The 19,046-nt window shown below is 75.4% G+C and carries 20 protein-coding genes; 11 read left to right on the top strand and 9 right to left on the bottom strand.

All coding sequences use genetic code 11. The features are described 5' to 3' along the window. Positions 1-109 precede the first annotated feature (109 nt). Positions 110-1,189, top strand: coding sequence for an aminoglycoside phosphotransferase family protein (locus AB0399_RS08680; protein WP_366410727.1), 1,080 nt, complete (start codon positions 110-112; stop codon positions 1,187-1,189). Between the two features lie 46 nt (positions 1,190-1,235). Here the strand turns inward: AB0399_RS08680 and AB0399_RS08675 are convergent, their stop codons facing one another. Then, positions 1,236-1,757, bottom strand: a complete 522-nt coding sequence (locus AB0399_RS08675; protein ID WP_366410726.1) for a hypothetical protein — start codon at positions 1,755-1,757, stop codon at positions 1,236-1,238. A 337-nt stretch (positions 1,758-2,094) separates the two neighbouring features. On the opposite strand from AB0399_RS08675, the gene AB0399_RS08670 reads away from it, so the two are divergent. Further along, complete coding sequence (locus tag AB0399_RS08670; RefSeq protein WP_366410725.1) at positions 2,095-4,047, top strand: N-acetylmuramoyl-L-alanine amidase; 1,953 nt, start codon at positions 2,095-2,097, stop codon at positions 4,045-4,047. 156 nt (positions 4,048-4,203) lie between these two features. On the opposite strand, the gene AB0399_RS08665 is transcribed toward AB0399_RS08670, so the two are convergent. The 3 genes from AB0399_RS08665 to AB0399_RS08655 all read right to left on the bottom strand — a co-directional run bounded on the left by AB0399_RS08665 (position 4,204) and on the right by AB0399_RS08655 (position 8,652). Then, positions 4,204-4,704 (bottom strand): hypothetical protein, encoded by a 501-nt coding sequence (locus AB0399_RS08665; RefSeq protein WP_328472424.1) that lies wholly within the window; start codon positions 4,702-4,704, stop codon positions 4,204-4,206. 45 nt (positions 4,705-4,749) lie between these two features. After that, positions 4,750-7,518, bottom strand: coding sequence for an AAA family ATPase (locus AB0399_RS08660; RefSeq protein WP_366410724.1), 2,769 nt, complete (start codon positions 7,516-7,518; stop codon positions 4,750-4,752). Positions 7,519-7,995: 477 nt separating this feature from the next. Then, the gene (locus tag AB0399_RS08655) at positions 7,996-8,652 is read right to left on the bottom strand and encodes a CGNR zinc finger domain-containing protein (protein ID WP_366410723.1); all 657 of its coding nucleotides are present in this window, start codon (positions 8,650-8,652) and stop codon (positions 7,996-7,998) included. A gap of 48 nt (positions 8,653-8,700) precedes the next feature. On the opposite strand from AB0399_RS08655, the gene AB0399_RS08650 reads away from it, so the two are divergent. Together AB0399_RS08650 and AB0399_RS08645 are read left to right on the top strand one after the other, a co-directional pair. Further along, the gene (locus AB0399_RS08650; protein WP_329362286.1) at positions 8,701-9,354 is read left to right on the top strand and encodes a pyridoxal 5'-phosphate synthase; all 654 of its coding nucleotides are present in this window, start codon (positions 8,701-8,703) and stop codon (positions 9,352-9,354) included. Next, positions 9,351-10,046: a maleylpyruvate isomerase family mycothiol-dependent enzyme gene (locus AB0399_RS08645; RefSeq protein ID WP_329362288.1), complete on the top strand. Its 696-nt coding sequence runs from the start codon at positions 9,351-9,353 to the stop codon at positions 10,044-10,046. The genes AB0399_RS08650 and AB0399_RS08645 overlap by 4 nt, the downstream gene beginning before the upstream one ends. Positions 10,047-10,130: 84 nt before the next feature. Here AB0399_RS08645 and AB0399_RS08640 read toward each other — a convergent pair whose 3' ends face one another. After that, positions 10,131-10,370 carry a DUF397 domain-containing protein gene (locus tag AB0399_RS08640; RefSeq protein WP_103889877.1) on the bottom strand — a complete coding sequence of 80 codons (240 nt, stop codon included), beginning with the start codon at positions 10,368-10,370 and terminating at the stop codon, positions 10,131-10,133. A gap of 228 nt (positions 10,371-10,598) precedes the next feature. Here AB0399_RS08640 and AB0399_RS08635 point away from each other — a divergent pair, with 228 nt between their 5' ends. The 5 genes from AB0399_RS08635 to AB0399_RS08615 all read left to right on the top strand — a co-directional run bounded on the left by AB0399_RS08635 (position 10,599) and on the right by AB0399_RS08615 (position 14,107). Further along, positions 10,599-11,168 (top strand): isochorismatase family protein, encoded by a 570-nt coding sequence (locus tag AB0399_RS08635; RefSeq protein ID WP_328472410.1) that lies wholly within the window; start codon positions 10,599-10,601, stop codon positions 11,166-11,168. A 132-nt stretch (positions 11,169-11,300) separates the two neighbouring features. Then, complete coding sequence (locus AB0399_RS08630) at positions 11,301-11,876, top strand: TetR/AcrR family transcriptional regulator (RefSeq protein ID WP_366410722.1); 576 nt, start codon at positions 11,301-11,303, stop codon at positions 11,874-11,876. A gap of 238 nt (positions 11,877-12,114) precedes the next feature. Then, positions 12,115-12,702: a DUF4865 family protein gene (locus AB0399_RS08625; protein WP_366410721.1), complete on the top strand. Its 588-nt coding sequence runs from the start codon at positions 12,115-12,117 to the stop codon at positions 12,700-12,702. After that, on the top strand, positions 12,699-13,172 hold the full coding sequence (locus tag AB0399_RS08620; protein WP_366410720.1) for a carboxymuconolactone decarboxylase family protein: 474 nt from the start codon (positions 12,699-12,701) through the stop codon (positions 13,170-13,172). The genes AB0399_RS08625 and AB0399_RS08620 overlap by 4 nt, the downstream gene beginning before the upstream one ends. After that, positions 13,169-14,107 carry a phosphotriesterase gene (locus tag AB0399_RS08615; protein ID WP_366410719.1) on the top strand — a complete coding sequence of 313 codons (939 nt, stop codon included), beginning with the start codon at positions 13,169-13,171 and terminating at the stop codon, positions 14,105-14,107. The genes AB0399_RS08620 and AB0399_RS08615 overlap by 4 nt, the downstream gene beginning before the upstream one ends. A 15-nt stretch (positions 14,108-14,122) precedes the next feature. Here the strand turns inward: AB0399_RS08615 and AB0399_RS08610 are convergent, their stop codons facing one another. Further along, the gene (locus tag AB0399_RS08610) at positions 14,123-14,980 is read right to left on the bottom strand and encodes an endonuclease/exonuclease/phosphatase family protein (protein WP_366410748.1); all 858 of its coding nucleotides are present in this window, start codon (positions 14,978-14,980) and stop codon (positions 14,123-14,125) included. Positions 14,981-15,114: 134 nt separating this feature from the next. Between AB0399_RS08610 and cpt the strand changes: the two genes are divergently transcribed. Then, positions 15,115-15,684 carry a chloramphenicol phosphotransferase CPT gene (gene cpt, locus AB0399_RS08605; protein WP_366410718.1) on the top strand — a complete coding sequence of 190 codons (570 nt, stop codon included), beginning with the start codon at positions 15,115-15,117 and terminating at the stop codon, positions 15,682-15,684. Positions 15,685-15,697: 13 nt separating this feature from the next. Here the strand turns inward: cpt and AB0399_RS08600 are convergent, their stop codons facing one another. Together AB0399_RS08600 and AB0399_RS08595 are read right to left on the bottom strand one after the other, a co-directional pair. Beyond that, the gene (locus AB0399_RS08600; protein ID WP_366410717.1) at positions 15,698-16,426 is read right to left on the bottom strand and encodes an alpha/beta hydrolase; all 729 of its coding nucleotides are present in this window, start codon (positions 16,424-16,426) and stop codon (positions 15,698-15,700) included. A 146-nt stretch (positions 16,427-16,572) separates the two neighbouring features. Beyond that, the gene (locus AB0399_RS08595) at positions 16,573-17,190 is read right to left on the bottom strand and encodes an NAD(P)-binding oxidoreductase (RefSeq protein WP_366410716.1); all 618 of its coding nucleotides are present in this window, start codon (positions 17,188-17,190) and stop codon (positions 16,573-16,575) included. A gap of 281 nt (positions 17,191-17,471) precedes the next feature. On the opposite strand from AB0399_RS08595, the gene AB0399_RS08590 reads away from it, so the two are divergent. Then, positions 17,472-18,401: a LysR family transcriptional regulator gene (locus tag AB0399_RS08590; RefSeq protein ID WP_366410715.1), complete on the top strand. Its 930-nt coding sequence runs from the start codon at positions 17,472-17,474 to the stop codon at positions 18,399-18,401. Positions 18,402-18,460: 59 nt separating this feature from the next. Here the strand turns inward: AB0399_RS08590 and AB0399_RS08585 are convergent, their stop codons facing one another. Then, the gene (locus AB0399_RS08585) at positions 18,461-19,027 is read right to left on the bottom strand and encodes a GNAT family N-acetyltransferase (protein ID WP_329362305.1); all 567 of its coding nucleotides are present in this window, start codon (positions 19,025-19,027) and stop codon (positions 18,461-18,463) included. Positions 19,028-19,046 lie beyond the last annotated feature (19 nt).

Below are 19,046 nucleotides of genomic sequence, written 5' to 3'. Positions count from 1 at the left end.
AGGTAGGAACGCGCCACCCCGGCCCGGTTCCGCATTCCCCAGGGTGCGGTACCGGACCGGGACGGCGCCCCTGGAACTCCTTGGCACGCGAAGGGATCTGCTTCCACTCATGTATTCGGCATCGTCCTCCGTGTCCGCCCCGCCCCGGCCCTCGCACCCCTCCGTCGCCGAGCCGGTGCTGCGCCCGCGCCCGGCCGCCTTGCGGCGGAACATGGCCGGCGGCGCCCATCCGCTCAGCGGGAGAATCGACTTGACCGGCCCGCAGGGGGCTCAGCTGCGCACCGCCGTGGCCGCCGTGCAGCGGATCTGCCCCGAGTTCGCCCCCGTGCAGTTGCTGCGGCGCGGCGGCCGTACCGCGCTGCTGATCGGCACCTCCGGCCGGGCGCCGGCGGTCGCCAAGTGTCTGCTGGACCACTCCCCCGCCTGGGCGGAACGTTTCCGCCATGAGATAGCGGCCTACCGCACGTTCGTCCGGCAGCGCCCGCCGGTGCGGGTGCCGCGGCTGATCGCCGCCGACCCGGACAGCTGCGTGCTGGTGATGGAGCGGATGCCCGGACGGGTGGTCACGCCGCAGCGGCACCCCGTGCAGGCGCCCACCCGGGCGGATGTGCGCGCCGCGCTGTCGGCGTACTCGCGGATCAACGCCTGGCGGCCGGCCCCCGGTTCGTTCGACGCGCCGATCGACTACCCGGCGCGGATCGGGCGCTACCACGAACTGGGCCTGCTCACCGACCGGGATCTGGGCGACCTGCAGAAGCTGCTGCGCGGGCTGGCGCACGCGCCGGGCCAGTTCTGCCACGGCGACGCCCTCCTGTCGAACGTGCTGCTGTCGCCGGCCGGACCGTCGCTGGTCGACTGGGAGCACGCGGGCTGGTACCTGCCCGGGTACGACCTGGCGGTGCTGTGGTCGGTGCTCGGGGACGATCCCGCCGCGCGGCGCCAGATCAGCCAGCAGGCGCAGGCCCAGGGCGCGGAGGCCCGTGACGGGTTCCTGGTCAACCTGATGCTGGTGCTGACCCGGGAGATCCGTACCTACGAGACCGCCGTGCAGCGGACGATGCGGGCCACCGGGCCGGTCCCGCCGGGTTCCGCCGAGGCGGGCGAGGAGCAGCGGCTGCTGCTGCGGCGGCTGCACGACGACTGCGGGATGGCGAGGCGCGCGGTGCGGGCGGCAGTCGGCACGCAGTAACGGCTGCCGGCCGGACGGGACAGCCGCCGGGCAGGGCGGGCGGCTGTCAGGAGGCGGGGCACGCCCCCTCGCCGACGGAGATGGTCACGGAGTCGTAGCCCATGGCCATCCTGCGCTTCAGCGCGTGGACGTCGAGGCACAGCTGCGTGTCCGTGCCGTCGGCGCTGACGGTGTAGTCGGCCCGTTCCGGACCGCCCTCGACCAGGGCCGACGTCGGGGGCGCCGAGGCGAGGGCGACGGTGAGCCCGCGCTCGGCGCGGTGGGCCGCTTCCGCTATCCCGCTCTGGAGGATCTCCTCGTAGCCCACGCTTCCGGGCCCGAACTCGGCGTCGCTCGCCAGCTCGGCCGTCGCCGCCGTCACCGCCTTCCGCAACTCCTTCTCGCTCCAGTCGCCCGAAGCGCCACGGACGGACGAGCGGTGCAGCAGGAACAGGGCGACGACCGCGACCAGCACGGTCCCGGCGATGAGCGCGCGGCCGATGGGGTTGTACGGGTTGTAGACGTAGCGCCTGTCGCCCCACCTGCTGCGAACGAAGATGCGGTCCGGGTCGTCGCTGCCGTTGGTCATGGCGGGATTCTCGACGCCGGCCGGCCTCTTTGGCCAACGAGTTGGGCGCGGCGCACCGGCCACGCCTCCGCCCCCCGGCGGGAATTGTCGACAGGCCGCTGAAACGGAGCACAGCGGGTGCACAGGTGTACGCCTCTGGCGGTCGGCAGGTGGGCGGCCGCGTGGCGCGGAAACCCGGGGTGCGCGGCCCTGACGTGCGGAAGACGCGCCGTATACGGGTGGTTGACGGGGCGTCGGGAGGGCCGGTACCTGTGGGGAACCGATCAACTCGGCAACCCCCCATCCGGAGGAGGCCCTCGTGCCGCGTTCCGCTCCCCCGTCCCCGCCTGGAAGATCCGTGCCGCTCGGGCGCCGCGCCCGAAGCGCGGTCGCGGTCGCCGCGGCGGCCGTGCTGCTGCCGCTGTTCGGCGCGGGGACCGCGCACGCGGCCGCCGCGCCGGGTTCACTCCAGCAGGCGTTCACCGACGCCGCCGGGAAGTACGGAGTGCCGAGCAGCGTGCTGCTGGGCGTGTCGTACATGGAATCCCGGTGGGACGGCCACCAGGGCATGCCGAGCGTCACCGGCGGCTACGGGCCGATGCACCTGACCGACGCGCGGACCGCGCTGACCGACTTCCCGGTCAAGCAGGTCGGCGACGGGGGCGACGACGGGCGCGGCGACGACTCGCGCCCGCTGATCACGCCCGCGCAGGCGGCGGCGCCGGCCACCGCGGCCTTCCCGGCGAACCTGACCACGGTGCGGCGCGCGGCGACCCTCACCGGGCTGCCGTCCGCCGAGCTGCGCGACACGCCGGCGGCGAACGTGGCCGGCGGCGCCGCTCTGCTGGCCGCGGAGCAGCGCGAGCTGGGCGAACCGCTGAGCGCCGATCCGGCCGACTGGTACGCCGCCGTGGCGCGCTACTCCGGCGCGGACGACCGGGACACCGCGGACTCCTTCGCCGACGACGTGTTCGACGTGATCCGGCAGGGCCAGGCGCGCACCACCGACAGCGGCCAGCGGGTGGCGCTCGCGGCGGTGCCCGGTCTGGCGCCCGCGGCCGGCCAGGCCGCGAAGGTGGGGCTGCGCGCGGACAACGACGCGGGCACCGAGTGCCCGCCGGGGCTGGGCTGCGAGTGGGTGCCGGCGCCCTACCAGGAGATCGGCGGCGGGGACTACGGCAACTACGACCTCGCCGACCGGCCGAACGACGAGAAGATCGACACGATCGTCATCCACGACACCGAGGGTTCCTGGGCCACCTCGCTGAAGCTGGTGCAGGACCCGACATACCTGGCGTGGCACTACACGGTGCGCTCCTCCGACGGGCACATCGCGCAGCATGTGAAGACGCAGGATGTCGGCTGGCAGGCGGGCAACTGGTACACCAACGCCAAGTCCATCGGGGTCGAGCACGAGGGCTTCCTCACCGACCCGGACGCCTGGTACACGGAGGCGATGTACCGCTCGTCGGCGCGGCTGGTGCGCTACCTGGCGCAGAAGTACGACGTGCCGCTGAACCGGCAGCACATCCTCGGCCACGACAACGTGCCGGGTCCGACGGGTTCCTACGTGCCCGGCATGCACACCGACCCCGGGCCGTACTGGGACTGGGCCCACTACATGGCGCTGCTCGGCGCGCCGATCCACCCGACGGCGGGGGCGTGGGGCGGTGAGGTGACGATCGACCCGGACTACGCGACGAACCAGCCGGTCTACACCGGCTGCACCACGGCCGGCGCGACCTGCCCGGCGCACGGCTCCGACGCGGTGCGGCTGTACACGGCGCCGAGCGAGGACGCTCCGCTGGTGCAGGACGTGGCTCTGCACGGTGCGACGGGCGCCAGCACCACCGACGTCAACGACGTGGGCGCGCGGGCGTCCACCGGCCAGCAGTACGCGGTCGCCGGACGGCAGGGCGACTGGACCGCGATCTGGTACCTCGGCCAGAAGGCGTGGTTCCACAACCCGAAGGCGAACCCGACGGCCGTGGACGCGACGGGTCTGGTGGTGACCCCGAAGAAGGGTCTGGCGAGCATCCCGGTCTACGGCCGCGCCTACCCCGAGGCGAGCGCGTTCCCGGCCGGAGTGCCGGTCCAGGCGCTCACCCCGATGCCGTACTCCATCCCGGCCGGCCAGCGGTACGTGGTCGGCGGCGCGGTGCACGGCGAGTACTACTACTCGGTGACCTTCGACCCGGCGAGCCACCAGGTCGTGCGGGGCAAGAACGTCTACTACGAGATCCAGCTCGGGCACCGAGTGGAGTACGTTCTCGCGTCCGATGTGGCGCTGGTGCCCTCGGCGCTGCCGTAGCCGGGCCGGGAGGCCGCGGCGACGGGTGACACCGGTGAGCAGATGAGCAGGTGACACAGGTAAGGGGCGCCATCCTGGGATGGCGCCCCTTACGTCGTTCGGCTTGGTGCGGCTGGATGCGGTTCGTTCGGCCCGGCCGGCTCGCGGCCCGGGCGTTCACTCGGCCTGGAACATCTCCGCGGGCAGCGGCTTGAGCAGCTGGTAGAGGTCGTCGGTGATCGGACGGTCCCAGGTGGCGATGGTGACCTGCACGCCGTCGCTGCGGTCGAACTGCGCGCAGGCGACCCGCGACTCGGAGATCTTGATCCGGCGGACGATCAGCGGTCCGTCGCCCAGCATCACCGGGGTGCCCTCGACGTCGACGACCTCGGCCGGTTCGTCGTTGCCGAGCGCGGCCAGCAGCTGGGCCACCTCGAAGGGCACCTGGCCCTCCTCCAGTTCGCGGGCCGGGGAGCCCTCGGGGAGGTTCCCGATCAGCATCGCGGGGCCGCGGCCGCCGAAGAGGTCGTACCGCAGGTAGATGCCCTGGCAGCTCCCGTCGGCACCGGGCAGCAGCCCCGCGCCCAGGTCGCCGGGCCAGTCCCCCGGGTCCATCGCGAGGACGTCGAAGTCCGGCCCGGTGGGCGTGGCTGCGCTACGGCGGCGGAGGAAGGACATACGGCCATCGTACGGGGTGGCACGGCCGGGGCGGGAGCCCGTCTTTCACGTCTCGCGCGGTGCCGCGGCGGGCGGGGCCTGCGGTGCGGCGGGCGGCACGGACAGCGGCGCGGGCAGGGGCACGGACAGCGGTGCGGGCAGCCGGGCCAGTTCGGCCCGCGCGGTGCCCGCCAGGCCGTCCGCGCCGCAGCCCACCGCACCGTCGAGCCCCAGCCGCAGCGCGTCGGCGGCCGGTCCCGGGCGGCCCGCCGCGCGCAGGGCGGCGCCCTGGGCGACCCGCGCCGCCGCGAGCTGATGGGCGGCGGGCGACGCCTCCAGCTGGGCGACGGCCTCGGCGAGCAGGTCGAGGCCGCGCGCCCCGCCGATCACCTCGGCGGCGACCCGCAGCGCGCCCCCGACCGCGGACGGCGCACCGAACTGCCGGGCCCGGCCGACCGCGTCGAGCGCGGTGCTCGCCGCGCGGTCGGGGGCGTCGTGCGCCTCGGCGAGGGCCAGGTGGAGCTGCCAGGGGCACCAGCCCGGGTTGCGCATGCCGCGCGGGTCGAGCCGCCGCCCGACCGCGGCGAGTTCCGCGGCGGCCTCCTGGTACCGGCCCAGCGCGAGCAGGATCTCGCCGTGCACGGCCTGGGCGTCGGGAAAGGTCACGGCGGCCGGGAAGGGCGCGGCGAAGTCGTAGTCGGCGGCGAGCGCGGCCGCCTCCTCGGGGCGGCCACGGGCGATCAGCACCCCGGCGAGCACGCCGACGGCGTACCACTGCACGGGGGTGCCGCGGCCGACCCGCTCGGCCAGCCGCAATCCGTCGCGGGCCAGTTCCTCCGCCTCGGCGAGCCGCCCGCAGCGGTGGCGGACGTAGCCGAGCAGGACGTACCCGAAGGAGAGGTGCGCGCCGCGCCAGCCGTGGCGTTCGAAGTCGGCGATGCCCTCGGCGAACAGCTCCTCGGCGCGCTCGGGCCGGTCGGCGTACAGGTGGGTCATCGCGACCAGCACCGGCACCTCGAAGCCGCGGCCCTCGTCGACCCAGGGCAGGCCGCCGCGCAGGGCGCGGGCGGCGTGGCGCAGGACGGTGCCGGTGGGTTCGCCGCGCAAGGTGGCGTCCCAGGCGCGCAGGCCGATGATGTACCGCTCGGTGAGGTCGCGGCCGGTGAGGCGGTCGGCGAGCCGGGCCAGCCGGCGGGACCTGCCGGGCGAGTCGGGTTCGTCGGAGCGGAAGGCGTCCCACATGAACTGCTCGGCCTGCATGCGCAGTCGGGTGCGTGCCCCGGTGGCGGTGCGGGCGGCCCGGCCGACGACGTCGGCGGCCTCGCTGAGCCGGTCGCTGTGCGCGAGGGACTGGGAGAGCAGGAAGAGGATGCCGTCGCGCAGTTCGGGGTCGTCGATCGGCTCTTCGAGGGCGGCCCGCAGGTGGTTGACGGTGGTCGGGGGCTCCAGCAGCTGTGTGGCGCAGCCGAGTTCGTAGAGCACGCCGGCCCGCTCGCCGGGCGGCGGGGGCTCGCGCAGCGCCCGGGCCAGGCAGCTGCGGGCCGCCTCGGGGGCGCCGGCCCGCAGGATCTCCCGGGCGGCGGCGCGCAGTTGGTGCACCACCCACGGGTCCTCCTCGGGGTGGGTCTCCAGCAGGTGGCGGGCGGCCGCGGTGGGGCCGAGCCCGGCGTCGACCACGGCCCACGCGGCCTTGCCGTGCAGGGCGACCCGCACCGCGTCGGGTATCGCCCGGTAGACGGCGGTGGCGATCAGCGGGTGGACGAACTCCAGGGTGCGGCTGCCGGTGAGGACGCGCGCGGCCCGCAGCCGGTCCGCGCAGTCGGCGGCCTCCTGGGTGCCCAGGCCGGCCACGGCGGCGGCCAGCGCGGGCCGGATCTCGGTGCCGAGCACGGCGGCGGCCCAGGCGAGGCGGACCGTGGAGGGGCCGAGCCGCTCCAGCCGGGCGACCAGGCCGCTGCCCTTCACCGCGGCGACCAGGTCGCGCAGCAGGTGGACGCTGCCACCGTCGGGTTGCAGCCCCCGGTCACGGACCTTCGCGGCCAACTCGACCGCCTCGAACGGGTTTCCCGCGGTGACCGCCCAGCACTCCCGGCAGAACTCCTCGTCGGCGTGCGCGCCGACCCGGTCGCGCACCAGCAGGCCGATCGCGTCGGCGGTCAGCGGTTCCAGGCCGAGCGGACGGTGCCCGGCGCGGCCCGGCAGGCCGCGGAACGCCTCGGCGGACGGCGGCAGTTCGTCCGGGCGGTAGGCCACCACGACGAGCAGCGCGAGGTCGTCGGTGCGGGGTGCGAACGCGGCCAGCCAGTTCAGGGACTGCGGGTCGGCCCAGTGCGCGTCGTCGAGCACCAGCACCACCGGGGCGTGCCGGACCACCACGTGGGTGAGCACCCAGTCCAGTCCGTCGCGCAGCCCCTGGGGGTCGGGGGCGGCGCCCTGCGCGGTGCACAGCCCCAGCGCCGGGCCCACGATGCCGTACCAACTGCCCAGTGCCGCCCGCAGATCCGCCTCGGTGGAGCCGGCCAGCAGCGGTTGCAGGAGTTGCCGTGCGACGTGGAAGGCGACCTGCTGCTCCTGGTCGCCGCCGCGCGCGGACAGCACGGTGCAGCCGCGGTCCGCGGCCCGGGCCCGTACCTCGGCGAGCAGGGTCGTCTTGCCCAGCCCGGCGGGCCCGGCGAACGCCAGCAGCCCGCCCCGCCGCCGTAGCCGACCGCCGGCCGGCTCCGGTAAGGCGCCGGGCGCCACTCCGGTGAGGGCGGTCAACGCCTCGTCGACGGCCGCGAGTTCGACGTCACGCTCGAGCAGCGGGCGGGCGACGCCGGCGGGCCCTCCAGCCATGCTCTCCCCCTTGCCGACCGGCGGGGCGCGCGCCCGGCGCACTCGGTCCGATCGGTCCACAGGGTACGCCGTCGGCTGCGCTCGGTCAGGGGGAACGACCGTGCCGGTACGCCACTGGCAGGAGGCGTACCGGCAGGGTGGAGCCCATGACTCCGCGGGGGAGGCGGGTGCCTTCCCGGTCGGCCCGCCGCGACTGTCCCACGGGCCTCCCGGCCGTCACCACTCCACTCGGGCCCCACTCCCCGCCAAAGCTCCCATGCGCCCCGCGTGCGCCCCCGTTACCGCGCGTAACCGAAGGGGGCGGATGAAAGGGATGGGGAGTCGGGTGCGAGCGGTGCGGGAGGGTCGTGCATGCGGGCGGTGCGGGTCGTACGGGCGGACCGACGCGGGCCTTACGGGCGGGCCGTCGCGGTCGACGCGGCTCCGGCGACGGCGATCAGCCCCGAGACGCCCGGCCCAACCGGCCCGCGTGGAGCGTCAGTTCGGGTCTTCGGCGGTACGGGCCCGCTGGCGGGCATGGTGGCGGGCGACGCGGGCGCGGTTGCCGCAGGAGGGCTTGCACCACTCCTGGCGGGCGTGCGCCTGGACGAAGTAGCGCACGCAGCGCGGTGCCGGGCAGGCCCGCAACCGGGCGCGGTCCGGGCCGGCCAGGAAGGCCATGCCGGCCCGGGCGAGCGCGGCGGCGAGCAGGTCGGCCGGGGCGTGGCGGCCGGCCACCGCGTAGCCGGCGGCGGGCGGGCCGTCGGCGGGCCAGGCGAGCCGGTGGGTGACCGGCACCCGCGCCGCGGCCGCGTTCAGCCGCTCCAGGGCCGCCGCCGCGTCGGGCAGCCGCCCGGCGTCGGCCTTGCTGGGGGCGCCGGGAAGCACCGCCCGCGCGAACAGCGCCCGCAGCGCGGTCCGTACGCCGACGGCGGCGGCGAGCACGGCGGGGTCGGCGGCCACAGCGGGATGGGCGGGGTCCGCACGCCCGTCACCCTCGTCCGCCGTCACGAAGCCGTACTCCGCCAGCGCCCGCTCGTGCTGCCGGACCCAGGCGGTCAGGCCCTCGGGGGCGGCGAGGTCGTCCGCGACTCCGCCGTGGCCGTCATGGCGCACGGTGACCGCGAGGGCGAGAGCGAGATGATCAACCGGCATGACCTAATGGTATCGTCGCCGTACACCATTAATGCAGAGGGGGTATTCGTGTCCGACCTGCGCGAGGTACTGCGCGAGATCGAGGTGTTCGAGGGGGAGTTGCCGGACTTCGACGTCTCTCGACTTCCCGCCGACCCGCACGAATTGTTCACCGAGTGGCTGCTGACGGCCATCCGGCAAGGGGTGCGCGAACCGCACGCGATGACCGTGTCCACCACCGGCCTCGACGGCACCCCGTCGGCACGGGTGCTGATCTGCAAGAACGTCACCGCCGACGGCTGGCAGTTCGCCGCCGACGCCGGCAGCCGCAAGGGCCGCGAGCTGTCCGGCCGCTCCGCCGCGGCGCTCACCTTCTACTGGTCCCCGCTCGCCCGCCAGGTGCGGGTGCGCGGAACCGTACGCCCCGGCAACCCCGAGGAGTCCGCCGCCGACTTCCTCGCCCGCTCCCCCGGCGCCCGGGCCGAGGCGCTGCTCGGCCGGCAGAGCACCCCGCTGTCCGACCTCGCCGCCCGCGACGCCGACGTGCGCGCCGCCGCCGAGCGGATCGCGGCGGAGCCCGGGCTGGTGGCGCCCGGCTGGACGCTGTACACGCTGCACGCCGAGCAGGTGGAGTTCTGGCAGGGCGACCGGGAACGCCGGCACACCCGCGTCGACTACCGCCGCACGGACGCCGGTTGGGAGCGTGGACTGCTGTGGCCGTGACCGGAACCGCACCCGCCGATCTCCAGGCGGCGCTCGCCGAGGGGCAGTCACGGCTGCGCGCCCTGCTGCCGGCCCTCACCGACGAGGTACTGCGCGGGCCGAGCCCGCTGCCCGGCTGGAGCCGCGGCCATGTGCTCACCCACATCGAGGGGGTCGGCCTCGCCCTTGCCCGGCAGGCCCGTTACGCACTGCGCGGCAAGCTCATCGACGTCTACGACGGAGGCCGCCCCACCCGTGACGCCGCCATCGAGGCCGGGCACCGGCGCCCGGTGCAGCAGCTCGCGCCCGCGCTCGCGGACGCGCTGGACGAGGTCGAGGCGTCCTGGTCCCTGGTCGGGCCGGACGACTGGGAGCGGCCGGTCCGCTACCGCGACGGCACCCTGCGCGACGCCGGGCTCGCCTGGTGGCGCGAGTTGGAGATCCACACGGCCGACGCGGACCTCGGCTACGGCACCCACGCGTGGTCGGTGCCGCTGTGCACCCACCTCATCGGCTTCCTCGCGCCCCGCGTGCCGGACGGCTACCGGGTGACGCTCACCGCCACGGACGCGGACTTCCGCTGGTCGCACGGCTCCGGGTCACCGCTGTCCGTCGAGGGCCGCCTCACCGACCTCGCCGCGTGGCTGGCCGGGCGGCACCCCGAAGAGCCGCTGCGCGGCGGTCCGTTGCCGCCGCTGGGCAACTGGCCGTAGGCGCGCGGCCCTTGGCGGGAACCGCGCGGCAGCGCGTCGTCGGCAGGTGGGTCCCGCGACCGCGGAACCCACCGCCCCGACGGGTCAGGTCAGATCGAACTCGCCGTCGCGGGCGCCCAGCACGAAGGCACGCCATTCCGCGGGGGTGAAGATCAGCGCGGGCCCCTCGGGGTTGCGGCCGTCGCGCATCGCGATGTACCCCTCCACGAAAGCGATCTGCACGTCCCCGGTGCCCTGGCTGCTGGACAGCCACTCGGCCCCGGTCAGATCCACCTGAGGCTTCTTCCCGTTGGCCAACGGCTGTCCGATGGTGCTCTCAGCCACGTCCTGACTCCTCCCACATCGTCGTCCGCTTCCAGCCTATCGGTGTTGGACCCACCCGGCAGAAGAAGGCGGAAGCCGCACGCGGGGGCGCCCGGATGCGCTATGGCGGCCGGTCCGGCACCGGGTCCGCGCGGTGCCGGATGCGATCCTCACGCGCCCCAACTGCCCTACCACACCACCCCGTTCGATCCGTACGCGCGAAGCGGGCCCGGCCGGTAGGGTCCGATCATGACCGCACATGATCACGACTACCGCGCGGCCGGCGACACCCGCGAGTCCCCGCTCGCGCCGGGTCTCGACCCCGCCCGTACCGCCCTCGTGCTCGTCGACCTGATGGACCGGATCGTCGCGCTGCCGCTGGCCCCGCACCCGGGGTCGGAGGTGGTCGCCGCGGCGGTGCGGCTGGCGGCGGCCTTCCGCGCGGCGGGCGCGCCGGTGGTGGCGGTGCGGGCGCGCCGGTCGGGGGCGGCCGAGCAGCCACCCGGCAGCGATCTGGTACCGCAGGTCGCCGCGGTCGCGGACGCGCTGCTGGTCAAGCGCACGGTCGGGGCGTTCCAGGGCACCGAGTTGGACGCGCGCCTGCGGGAGCGCGGCATCGACACCCTGGTGCTCGCCGGGATCGCCACGAACATGGGCGTGGAGTCCACCGCGCGGGCCGCCGCCGACCTCGGCTACCGGCTGGTCTTCGCGCACGACGCGATGTCGGGGCTGACGGCGGCCGAGCACGAGGCGGCGGTGGCGCTGAACTTCCCCCGCTTCGGCACGGTGGTCGCCGGGTCCGACGTGTACTTCGCCTGACGCACCCGACCACGTTCCGGCCCGTTTCCGGGCCCATCTCCGGGTCCGCTTGCGGGCCCGGTCGGCGGCGGGGTCGACCCGCCGCCGTTCTTCGGGCTTGGTTCTGTACCTACTAGTATGTACGATGAGCTCATGGACACCGCGGAACGCCTCGTCGCAAGCGCGCAGGAACTGCTCTGGGAGCGCGGCTACGTCGGCACCAGCCCGAAGGCCATCCAGGAGCGGGCCGGTGCCGGGCAGGGCAGCATGTACCACCACTTCAAGGGCAAGCCCGACCTCGCGGCCGCGGCGATGCGGCGCAGCGCGGCGCAGTTGCGGGCGCAGGCCGACGCGCAGCTCGCCGAGGGCGACACCGCGGTGGCGCGGGTCGGCGCGTATCTGATGCGCGAGCGGGAGCCGCTGCGCGGCTGCCGGGTCGGCCGGATGGCGATGGACCCGGAGGTGATCGCCAGCGACGAGCTGAGGGAGCCGGTCCGCGACACGTTCGCGTGGCTGCGCGGACGGCTTGCCGACATCGTCGCCGACGGCATCGCGGCCGGGGAGCTGCGCCCGGAGATCGACGCGGGCGACACGGCGGCGGCACTGGCCGCGGTCGTCCAGGGCGGTTACGTGCTCGCCCGCGCGGCCGGCGACCGCGAACCGTTCGACCAGGCGGTGCGCGGTGCGCTCGGCCTGCTCCGGGCCGCCGCGACCGACCCGGCCGCCTGACCCGGCCGCTCCACCCGGCCCCCTGACCCGGCCACTTCGCCCGGCCCCCTGATCAACGCGGCACCGGCCCGCGACCGTACGACCTCCCGCGCCGTACACCGGCCGAGGGCCCCAATCGCTGTGCCTGTCAAGGCACTTGGCCCGTACGAGACGTGCGGGCAGCACGACACGAGGACGCGTACGCACCGCCCGCGCGCACCCGCGCGACGGCTCGTACCTGACGAGGGAGCACCCACCCGTGCACGGCATGAACTACCGCATCGCCCTGCCCGCCGACTACGACATGGGCATCATCAGACAGCGGGTCGCGACTCGTGGCCATCTGCTCGACGCCTTCCCGGGGTTGGGGCAGAAGGCGTACCTGATCCGGGAGCGCGGCACCGACGGCTCGCCGGTGAACGAGTACGCGCCCTTCTACCTGTGGAACACCGCCCAGGGCATGAACAGCTTCCTGTGGGGACCCGGATTCCGTTCCCTGGTGGACGACTTCGGCCGCCCGACGGTCGAGCACTGGACCGGGCTCGGCTTCGAACGCGGTCCGGAGGTGGCGCAGCCGCCGGCCGCCGCCACCCGAGCGGCCCGGCAACTGGCCGCCGGCGAACCGCTCGCGGAGGCCGTCGCACGCGAGTTGGCGGAGCTGCGGGAGGTGGCGGCACGGCCCGGCGCGCACTCCGCCGCGCTGCTGGTCGACCCGCGCCACTGGGAGTTGCTGCGTTTCACGCTGTGGCGGGACGCCGCGCCCGAGGAGCCCGGGGCCGAGCGCTTCCAGGTGCTGCACCTGTCGCGGCCCGAACTGGACGCCATCGACACCGGGAGGCAGTGGTGAAGCAGGCGAAGATCGACCGCGAGGCGGGCTACCGGCTGCTCGGCGACCTCGCCGGACCGGGCACCGTCGAGGGCACCTTGTCCCCGCTGGACGCCCTGGCGCCGGGGTTCGCCGACTGGATCGTCACCGCGCTGTTCGGCGGCACCTACCAGCGCGACGGCCTCGCCCTGCGGGACCGCCTCGTCGCGAACCTCGCCGCGCTCACCGCGCTCGGCGGCGTGGAGCCCCAACTCGACGACCACGTCCGCAACTCGCTGCGGACCGGCATCGCCCCCGCGGAGATCGTCGAGGTGATGGTGCACCTCGCGCCGTACGTCGGCGTGCCCAAGGCGCTGGCGGGGCTGCGGGTCGCCGCGGCGGCCTTCGCCGACCTCGGGGTGGCCCCGGACGGCAACGCGGCGAACGACCCCGGCACGGGCGTCGGCGTCGGCAGCGGCAGCGGCAGCGGCGCGGACGGCGGTGCCGCGTGAAGACCGTACGGACGGTGCTCGGCGACATCGCGCCCGAGCGGCTCGGGGTGACCGACGCGCACGACCACCTGTTCTTCGCCGCGCCCGCGTTCGCCGGGCAGGAACTGGACGATCCGGCCGCGGCGGAGGCGGAGTTGGCGGCGTTCCGGGCGGTGGGCGGCGCGGCGGTGGCGCAGTGGACGCCGTTCGGGCTGGGCCGGAATGCCGCCGGACTGCCCGCGCTGTCGAGGGCGGCCGGGGTGCATGTGGTGGCGGCGACCGGCCTGCACCAGGCCACGCACTACGCTCCCGCGCTGCTGGACCGGCTGCGGTCGGACGGCCTCGCGGCCTTCTTCACCGCCGAGTTGGCCGAGGGCATGCTCGCCGGCGACGATCCGGACGGGCCGCGTGGCGGCGCGAAGGCGGGCATGATCAAGGTGGCCGGGATGTTCCACGGCCTGGACGGGCACACCCGCGAGGTGATGACGGCGGCGGCGCGGGCACACCACGCCACGGGCGCGCCGATCGGTGTCCACCACGAGATGGGCACCGCCGCGGTCGATGTACTCGCGCTGCTGCACGGCGAGTTGGGCGTCCCGGTGACCAGCATCCTGCTCGGCCACCTCAACCGGTTCCCCGACTCCGGCATCCACCGCGAACTGGCCTCCTCCGGCGCGTTCCTCGCCTTCGACGGGCCCTCCCGCGCCCACCACGCCACCGACTGGCGGCTGTTGGACTGCCTCACCGAACTCGCCGCGGCAGGGCACACCGGCCAGATCCTGCTCGGCGGCGACAACGTCCTCGCCTCCGCCCGCGCTTCGACCGGCGGCTCCCCCGGCATCCCCTACCTGCTGCGGGTGCTGCGGCCCCGGGTCGCCGCCGCCCTGGGCGAGGACGCCGCCGAGGCGATCTTCGTGGCGAACCCGGCCCGCGCGTTCGCCGTCGAGTGGCGCTGACCCGGACGCCCGGGATCAGGCGCCCCTCAGCTTCAACGACGGGTCCGGCAGGGCGAGTTCCGCGATCACGGCGGCGTGGTCGGAGGGCCACACCCCGGCCACCTGCCGGTCGCCGGCGCGGCGGGCGGTACGGACCCAGCCGCGGCTGTCCGGGCCCGGCAGGCCGACGAGGATGTAGTCGATACAGCTCGGGCGATCCCCGAAGTTCACCGCGTACTCGGTGCTGATGTCCCAGGTGCCCTGCGGCAGCGCGGGATCGGCGAACCGCCAGGCGTCGAGGAGCACCAGCCCGGGGACGGCGGGGGCGGTCTTGTAGCCGCAGATCAGCCGCACCTCGTCGAAGTCGGGCTCCGCGTTGAAGTCGCCGGTGACGACCGGCGGGTAGGGCCCGTGGGCGTGCTCGGCGACGAACGCGGCCAGCTCGCGGACCTGCGCGCAGCGCACCGCGGACTCGGCGACACCGGAGTTGAGGTGGGTGGTGAAGAAGGGCAGCGGCCCGCCGGGCACGTCGAGGAGGGCGTGCAGCGCGGTCTTGCCGTCGTCGCGGTGGCCGGGCAGCGTGGGCAGACGGTGCTCGGCCGTCGCCAGGATCGGGTGCCGGCTCAGTACGGCCACGCCGATGTCGACGCTGGTGTCGCCGCCGTTGCGGGCGTGCCAGCGGTCCTGCGCCGCCGCGCGCGACCAGGCCCAGTGCATGCCGAGGCGCTCGGCGAGCCACTCCGCCAGGTTCTCCCCGCCCGCCCCGTCGGGACCGCCGCTCGCCCACACCTCCTGAAGGCCCAGGACGTCGGGCCGTTCGGCTTCGAGGGTGCGCAGGATCGCCTCGCGCCGCTCCTGCCAGCCGCCGAAGCGCCACCACAGGTTCCAGGTCATCACCCGCAGCGCGTCCGGCCCGTCGCTCCGCCGCTCGCCCCGCTCGTCACCCGTCGTGCCGTCCGCGACCTCCGCACCGTCCGCGCTGCCGGAATCCACTGGACCTCCCCGTTCGTCCTGCCTACGGTGGCGGCATGCCCACCCAGGTGATCATTCTGAACGGCGGCTCCAGTTCGGGGAAGAGCAGTATCGCGCGCGCTCTGCAGGACGTGCTGCCCGGCCCGCCGTGGCTGACGTTCGGCACCGACACCCTGGTCGAGGCGCTCCCGGCCCGCATGCGCGAGGAGGACGCGGAGTCCGGTCCGGGGCCGGACGGCGGTGACGGCATCGCGTTCGGGCCCGACGGGGAGGTGGTGCCGGGCGCGGAGTTCCGCCGGCTCGACGACGCGTGGGCGCTGGGCATGGCCGCGACCGCCCGCGCGGGCGCGCACCTCGTCATCGACGAGGTCTTCCTCGGCGGCGCCGCCTCCCAGGCCCGCTGGCGCGACGCGATGGCCGGGCTCGGTGTGCTATGGGTGGGGGTGCGCTGCGACCCGGCGGTGGCCGCCGCCCGGGAGGCCGCGCGCGGCGACCGGGTCCCGGGCATGGCGGCGCGGCAGGCGACGCTGGTCCACACCGGTGTCAGCTACGACCTGGAGGTCGACTCCAGCCACACCGACCCGCTGGCCTGCGCCCGGACGATCGCGGTGCACGTCAGCGGTTGAACCGGCGCTCGCATCAGGCGGTTTCCGGCCCGGTCCGCCGTGGTCCGTGGGGGTGTCCGAGGAACGCGCGCACCGTCTCGATGAACTCCGCCGGGCGCTCGTCGTGCACCATGTGCCCCGCGTCGATCGTCACCAGGCGGGAGTCCGGGATGCGCGCGGCGGTCCGCGCGAGCTGGTCCTGCGGCAGGTGGCTGCCCGGGCCGCCGGCGACCACCAGGGTGGGCGCGGTGATCTCGGCGAGGCCGTCCCAGTGCCGGGCGGCCGGCGCGTTGCGCTGCACCGCGACGTCCCGCACCACCCGCCAGTCGTACGGCGTGGGGCCGTCGGGGCCTTCGGGGACCGGGCGGCGGGGCTCGGCGGGGAAGGGCAGCGGGCCCTCCTCCAGCACCAGCCGCGCCACGGCCGCCGGGCGGTCCATCGCCACCAGCGAGGCGGGCACGGTCCCCATCGAGTGGGCGACGATCACCACCTGCTCCTGCCCGAGCGCGTCGATCAGGCCGAGGACGTCGTCGCGCATGGCCTCGTAGGCGTACTCCCCCGGGTGGTCGCTCTCGCCGTGCCCGCGCATGTCGACGGCCAGGGTCCGCAGGCCGTCCGCCGCCAGCGCCGCCGACACGGCCCGCCACGAGCCGCGGTTCTCGCCCAGCCCGTGCAGGAGCAGCACCGCCGCCCCGTCGGCCGGCCCCTCCGCGTCGCCGACCAGCCGCACCCCGTTGACCTCGTACGTCACCACGTCGCTCATGTCGCCACGCTAGCCGCGCCGAACGCCCCGGGCCGCCGTGTTCGCCGGTGGCGTGACCGTCGACGCGCGCTCGCCGGACGGGAGGCGGGGGCGGTCAGCGCCCCTCTGCGGCACGGCGGTTCGGCGATCCGGTGGTCCGGTGGCTCTCACCGGCTCAACGGCAGGGCGATCCGGCCCGCGTGGCGCGGGTCCTCCGCCTCGTCGAGCATGGCCGCGGCCACCGTCTCCCGGCTCACCCGGGCGGGGAGAAGGCGTCTGGGAGCGCCGTCGAGGCCGGTGGTGCGCCGGCGCGGGCCGAGCGGGCCGTTGGAGAGCGGCCCCGCGTGGAAGACCGTGCCGCCGGCCTGGAGGACGGTGGCGTCCGCGGCGACCTTGTCGGCCAGTTGGGCGCCGAGCGCTTTGAGGAGCGTACGGGTGACGGGACCGGCGGACCGGGCGGAGGGACCGGTGCCGTAGGCGCCCAGCCACACGATCCGCTCGGGTCCGGCGGCGACCACCGCGCGGGCGCCGGACGTCAGGGCGCCGGGCCGGTCGCCCTTGGCCACGCCGAGACCGGACAGCACCACCTGGCTCCCGCGCAGCGCTTCGGCGATGGAGGCGGGGTCGCGTACGTCGGCGGCGACGCGGGTCAGGCGCGGGTCGTCGGGGACGGTGATCCGCGCGGGGGTACGGGCGACGGCGGTGACGGTGTGCCCGCGGTCGAGCGCCTGGCGGGTCAGCGCGAGGCCCGTGGCGCCGGAGGCGGCGAGGATGGTCAGGTGCACGGCGGGTTCCTGGTGAGTGGTGGGGATGGCGGCTGCGGTGGGGCGGGGGCGGGAGCCGACCCGGGTGCCCCGGTGGCCGTGCCGGTGGACCGGGCTCTCCGGCCCGCGCCCCTACGACATCGGCCCCGACTTCGGCATCGGCCTCGACTTCGAACTTCGGCTTCGAGCTTCGACTTCGACCGCTTCGACTTCGACCGCTTCGACTTGCGCCTTCGACGCTAGGCGCCCGGACAGATGATTGCCAGTGCACTCTTGTAAGCCCAGAAGTTACCCTGGTGCATGTGGACCTGAATCTGCTCGTCGCGCTCGACGCCCTGCTCGAAGAGAACAGCGTCGCCGCGGCCGCCGAGCGCCTCCATCTGAGCCCGCCGGCGATGAGCCGTACCCTCGCCCGTATCCGCAAGGCGACCGGGGACGACATCCTGGTCCGCACCGGGCGCACCATGACCCCGACCCCGCGCGCCCTGGAACTGCGCCAGGAGACACGGGAGTTGGTGCGGCGCGCCGGCGCGGTCCTGACCCCGGTCACCACGCTCGACCCGGCCCGCCTCGACCGCACCTTCACCCTGCGCTGCCACGACGCCCTGGTGACCGCGTTGGCCCCGCTCCTGATCACGGCCGTCGCCCGGCAGGCACCGCTGGTCTCGATCAGGTTCCTCGCCGAACCCTCCGCCGACGTCGCCGACCTGAGCCGCGGACACACCGACGTCGAGGTCGGGGCCGCCGCGCCCGACCGGCCGGAGATCGCCGCGGAGGAGGTCGGGTCGGACCGGATGGTCGCCGTCATGCGGCCCGACCACCCGCTGGCCGAGGGCGAGATCACCCCGGCGCGCTTCGCGGAGGCCGTGCACGTCACCGTCTCGCGCCGGGGCCACCTGTCCGGTCCCGTCGACGACGCGCTCGCCGGACTCGGCCTGCGCCGGCACGTGTGTGCCGCGCTGCCCACCGCGAGTGCCGCCCTCGACCTCGCCGCCCGGATCGGGGCCGTGACCGTGGTCGCCGAGAAGGTGTGCCGCCCTGTCCTCACCGGCCTGGGGCTGTGCGCCCGCACCCTCCCCTTCGACCTGCCACCCGTCCCGGTCGTCGTCGCCTGGCACCACCGCCACGACAGCGATCCGGCCCACGCCTGGCTGCGCGCCCGACTCGTCGACGCGCTCGCGGTCATCACCGCGGACGCCCCGGCCGGCGACCCGGCTCCGGCCCCGCGCTGACACCGTAAGGCTGACGCCTGGCGTGAGGCGCGCGGCCCGCGTACGGAGCCGGGGCCGGGTCAGGCGGCCGCGTGCCGTACGTGCAGATGGCCGTCGAGCGGGTAGGCCGGCGGAGCCGCCGGCAGGAGCCGGTCGAAGCGGTAACCGCCCTTCTCCGCGACACGGCAGGACGCCGCGTTGTCGAGCTGGTGGAGGAGTTCGAGGCGTTCCAGACCGGCGGCCCCGAAGACGTCGAAGGACCACGCGGTGAGCGTTTCCAGGGCGCGCGGGGCGACGCCACGGCCGCGCGCCCTGGCCACCGTCCAGTAGCCGACCTCGGCGCGGGGCGCACCGGACGCGACGTCCTTGAGCACCACGTTGCCCACCAACCCCGGCGGCGCACCGTCCGGTGCCGTTTCGAGGACGGCGAAGCCGAACCGGTCGCCCTGCGCCCAGCCCTGTTCCTCGGCCCGCACCCACCGCACCGCGTCGTCCTCGCTGTCCGGACAGCGGCTCGTCCACCGCCGCATCCCCGGGTCCCGGTACGCCTCGACCAGCGCGGCGGCGTCCCCCTCGCACCAGGGGCGCAGCACGAGTGCCGGCGCGGTCGGCGTGGCGGGGGCCGTGAGCACGACGGTCGCGTTCATCGCGGGATCGTATCCGAGG

The organism is Streptomyces sp. NPDC088194, from assembly GCF_040702025.1.
In the GTDB taxonomy this organism is placed as follows: Bacteria; Actinomycetota; Actinomycetes; order Streptomycetales; family Streptomycetaceae; genus Actinacidiphila.
Note: the sequence above shows the minus strand (reverse complement) of the source record. Positions and strands in the feature narration are given on the sequence as shown.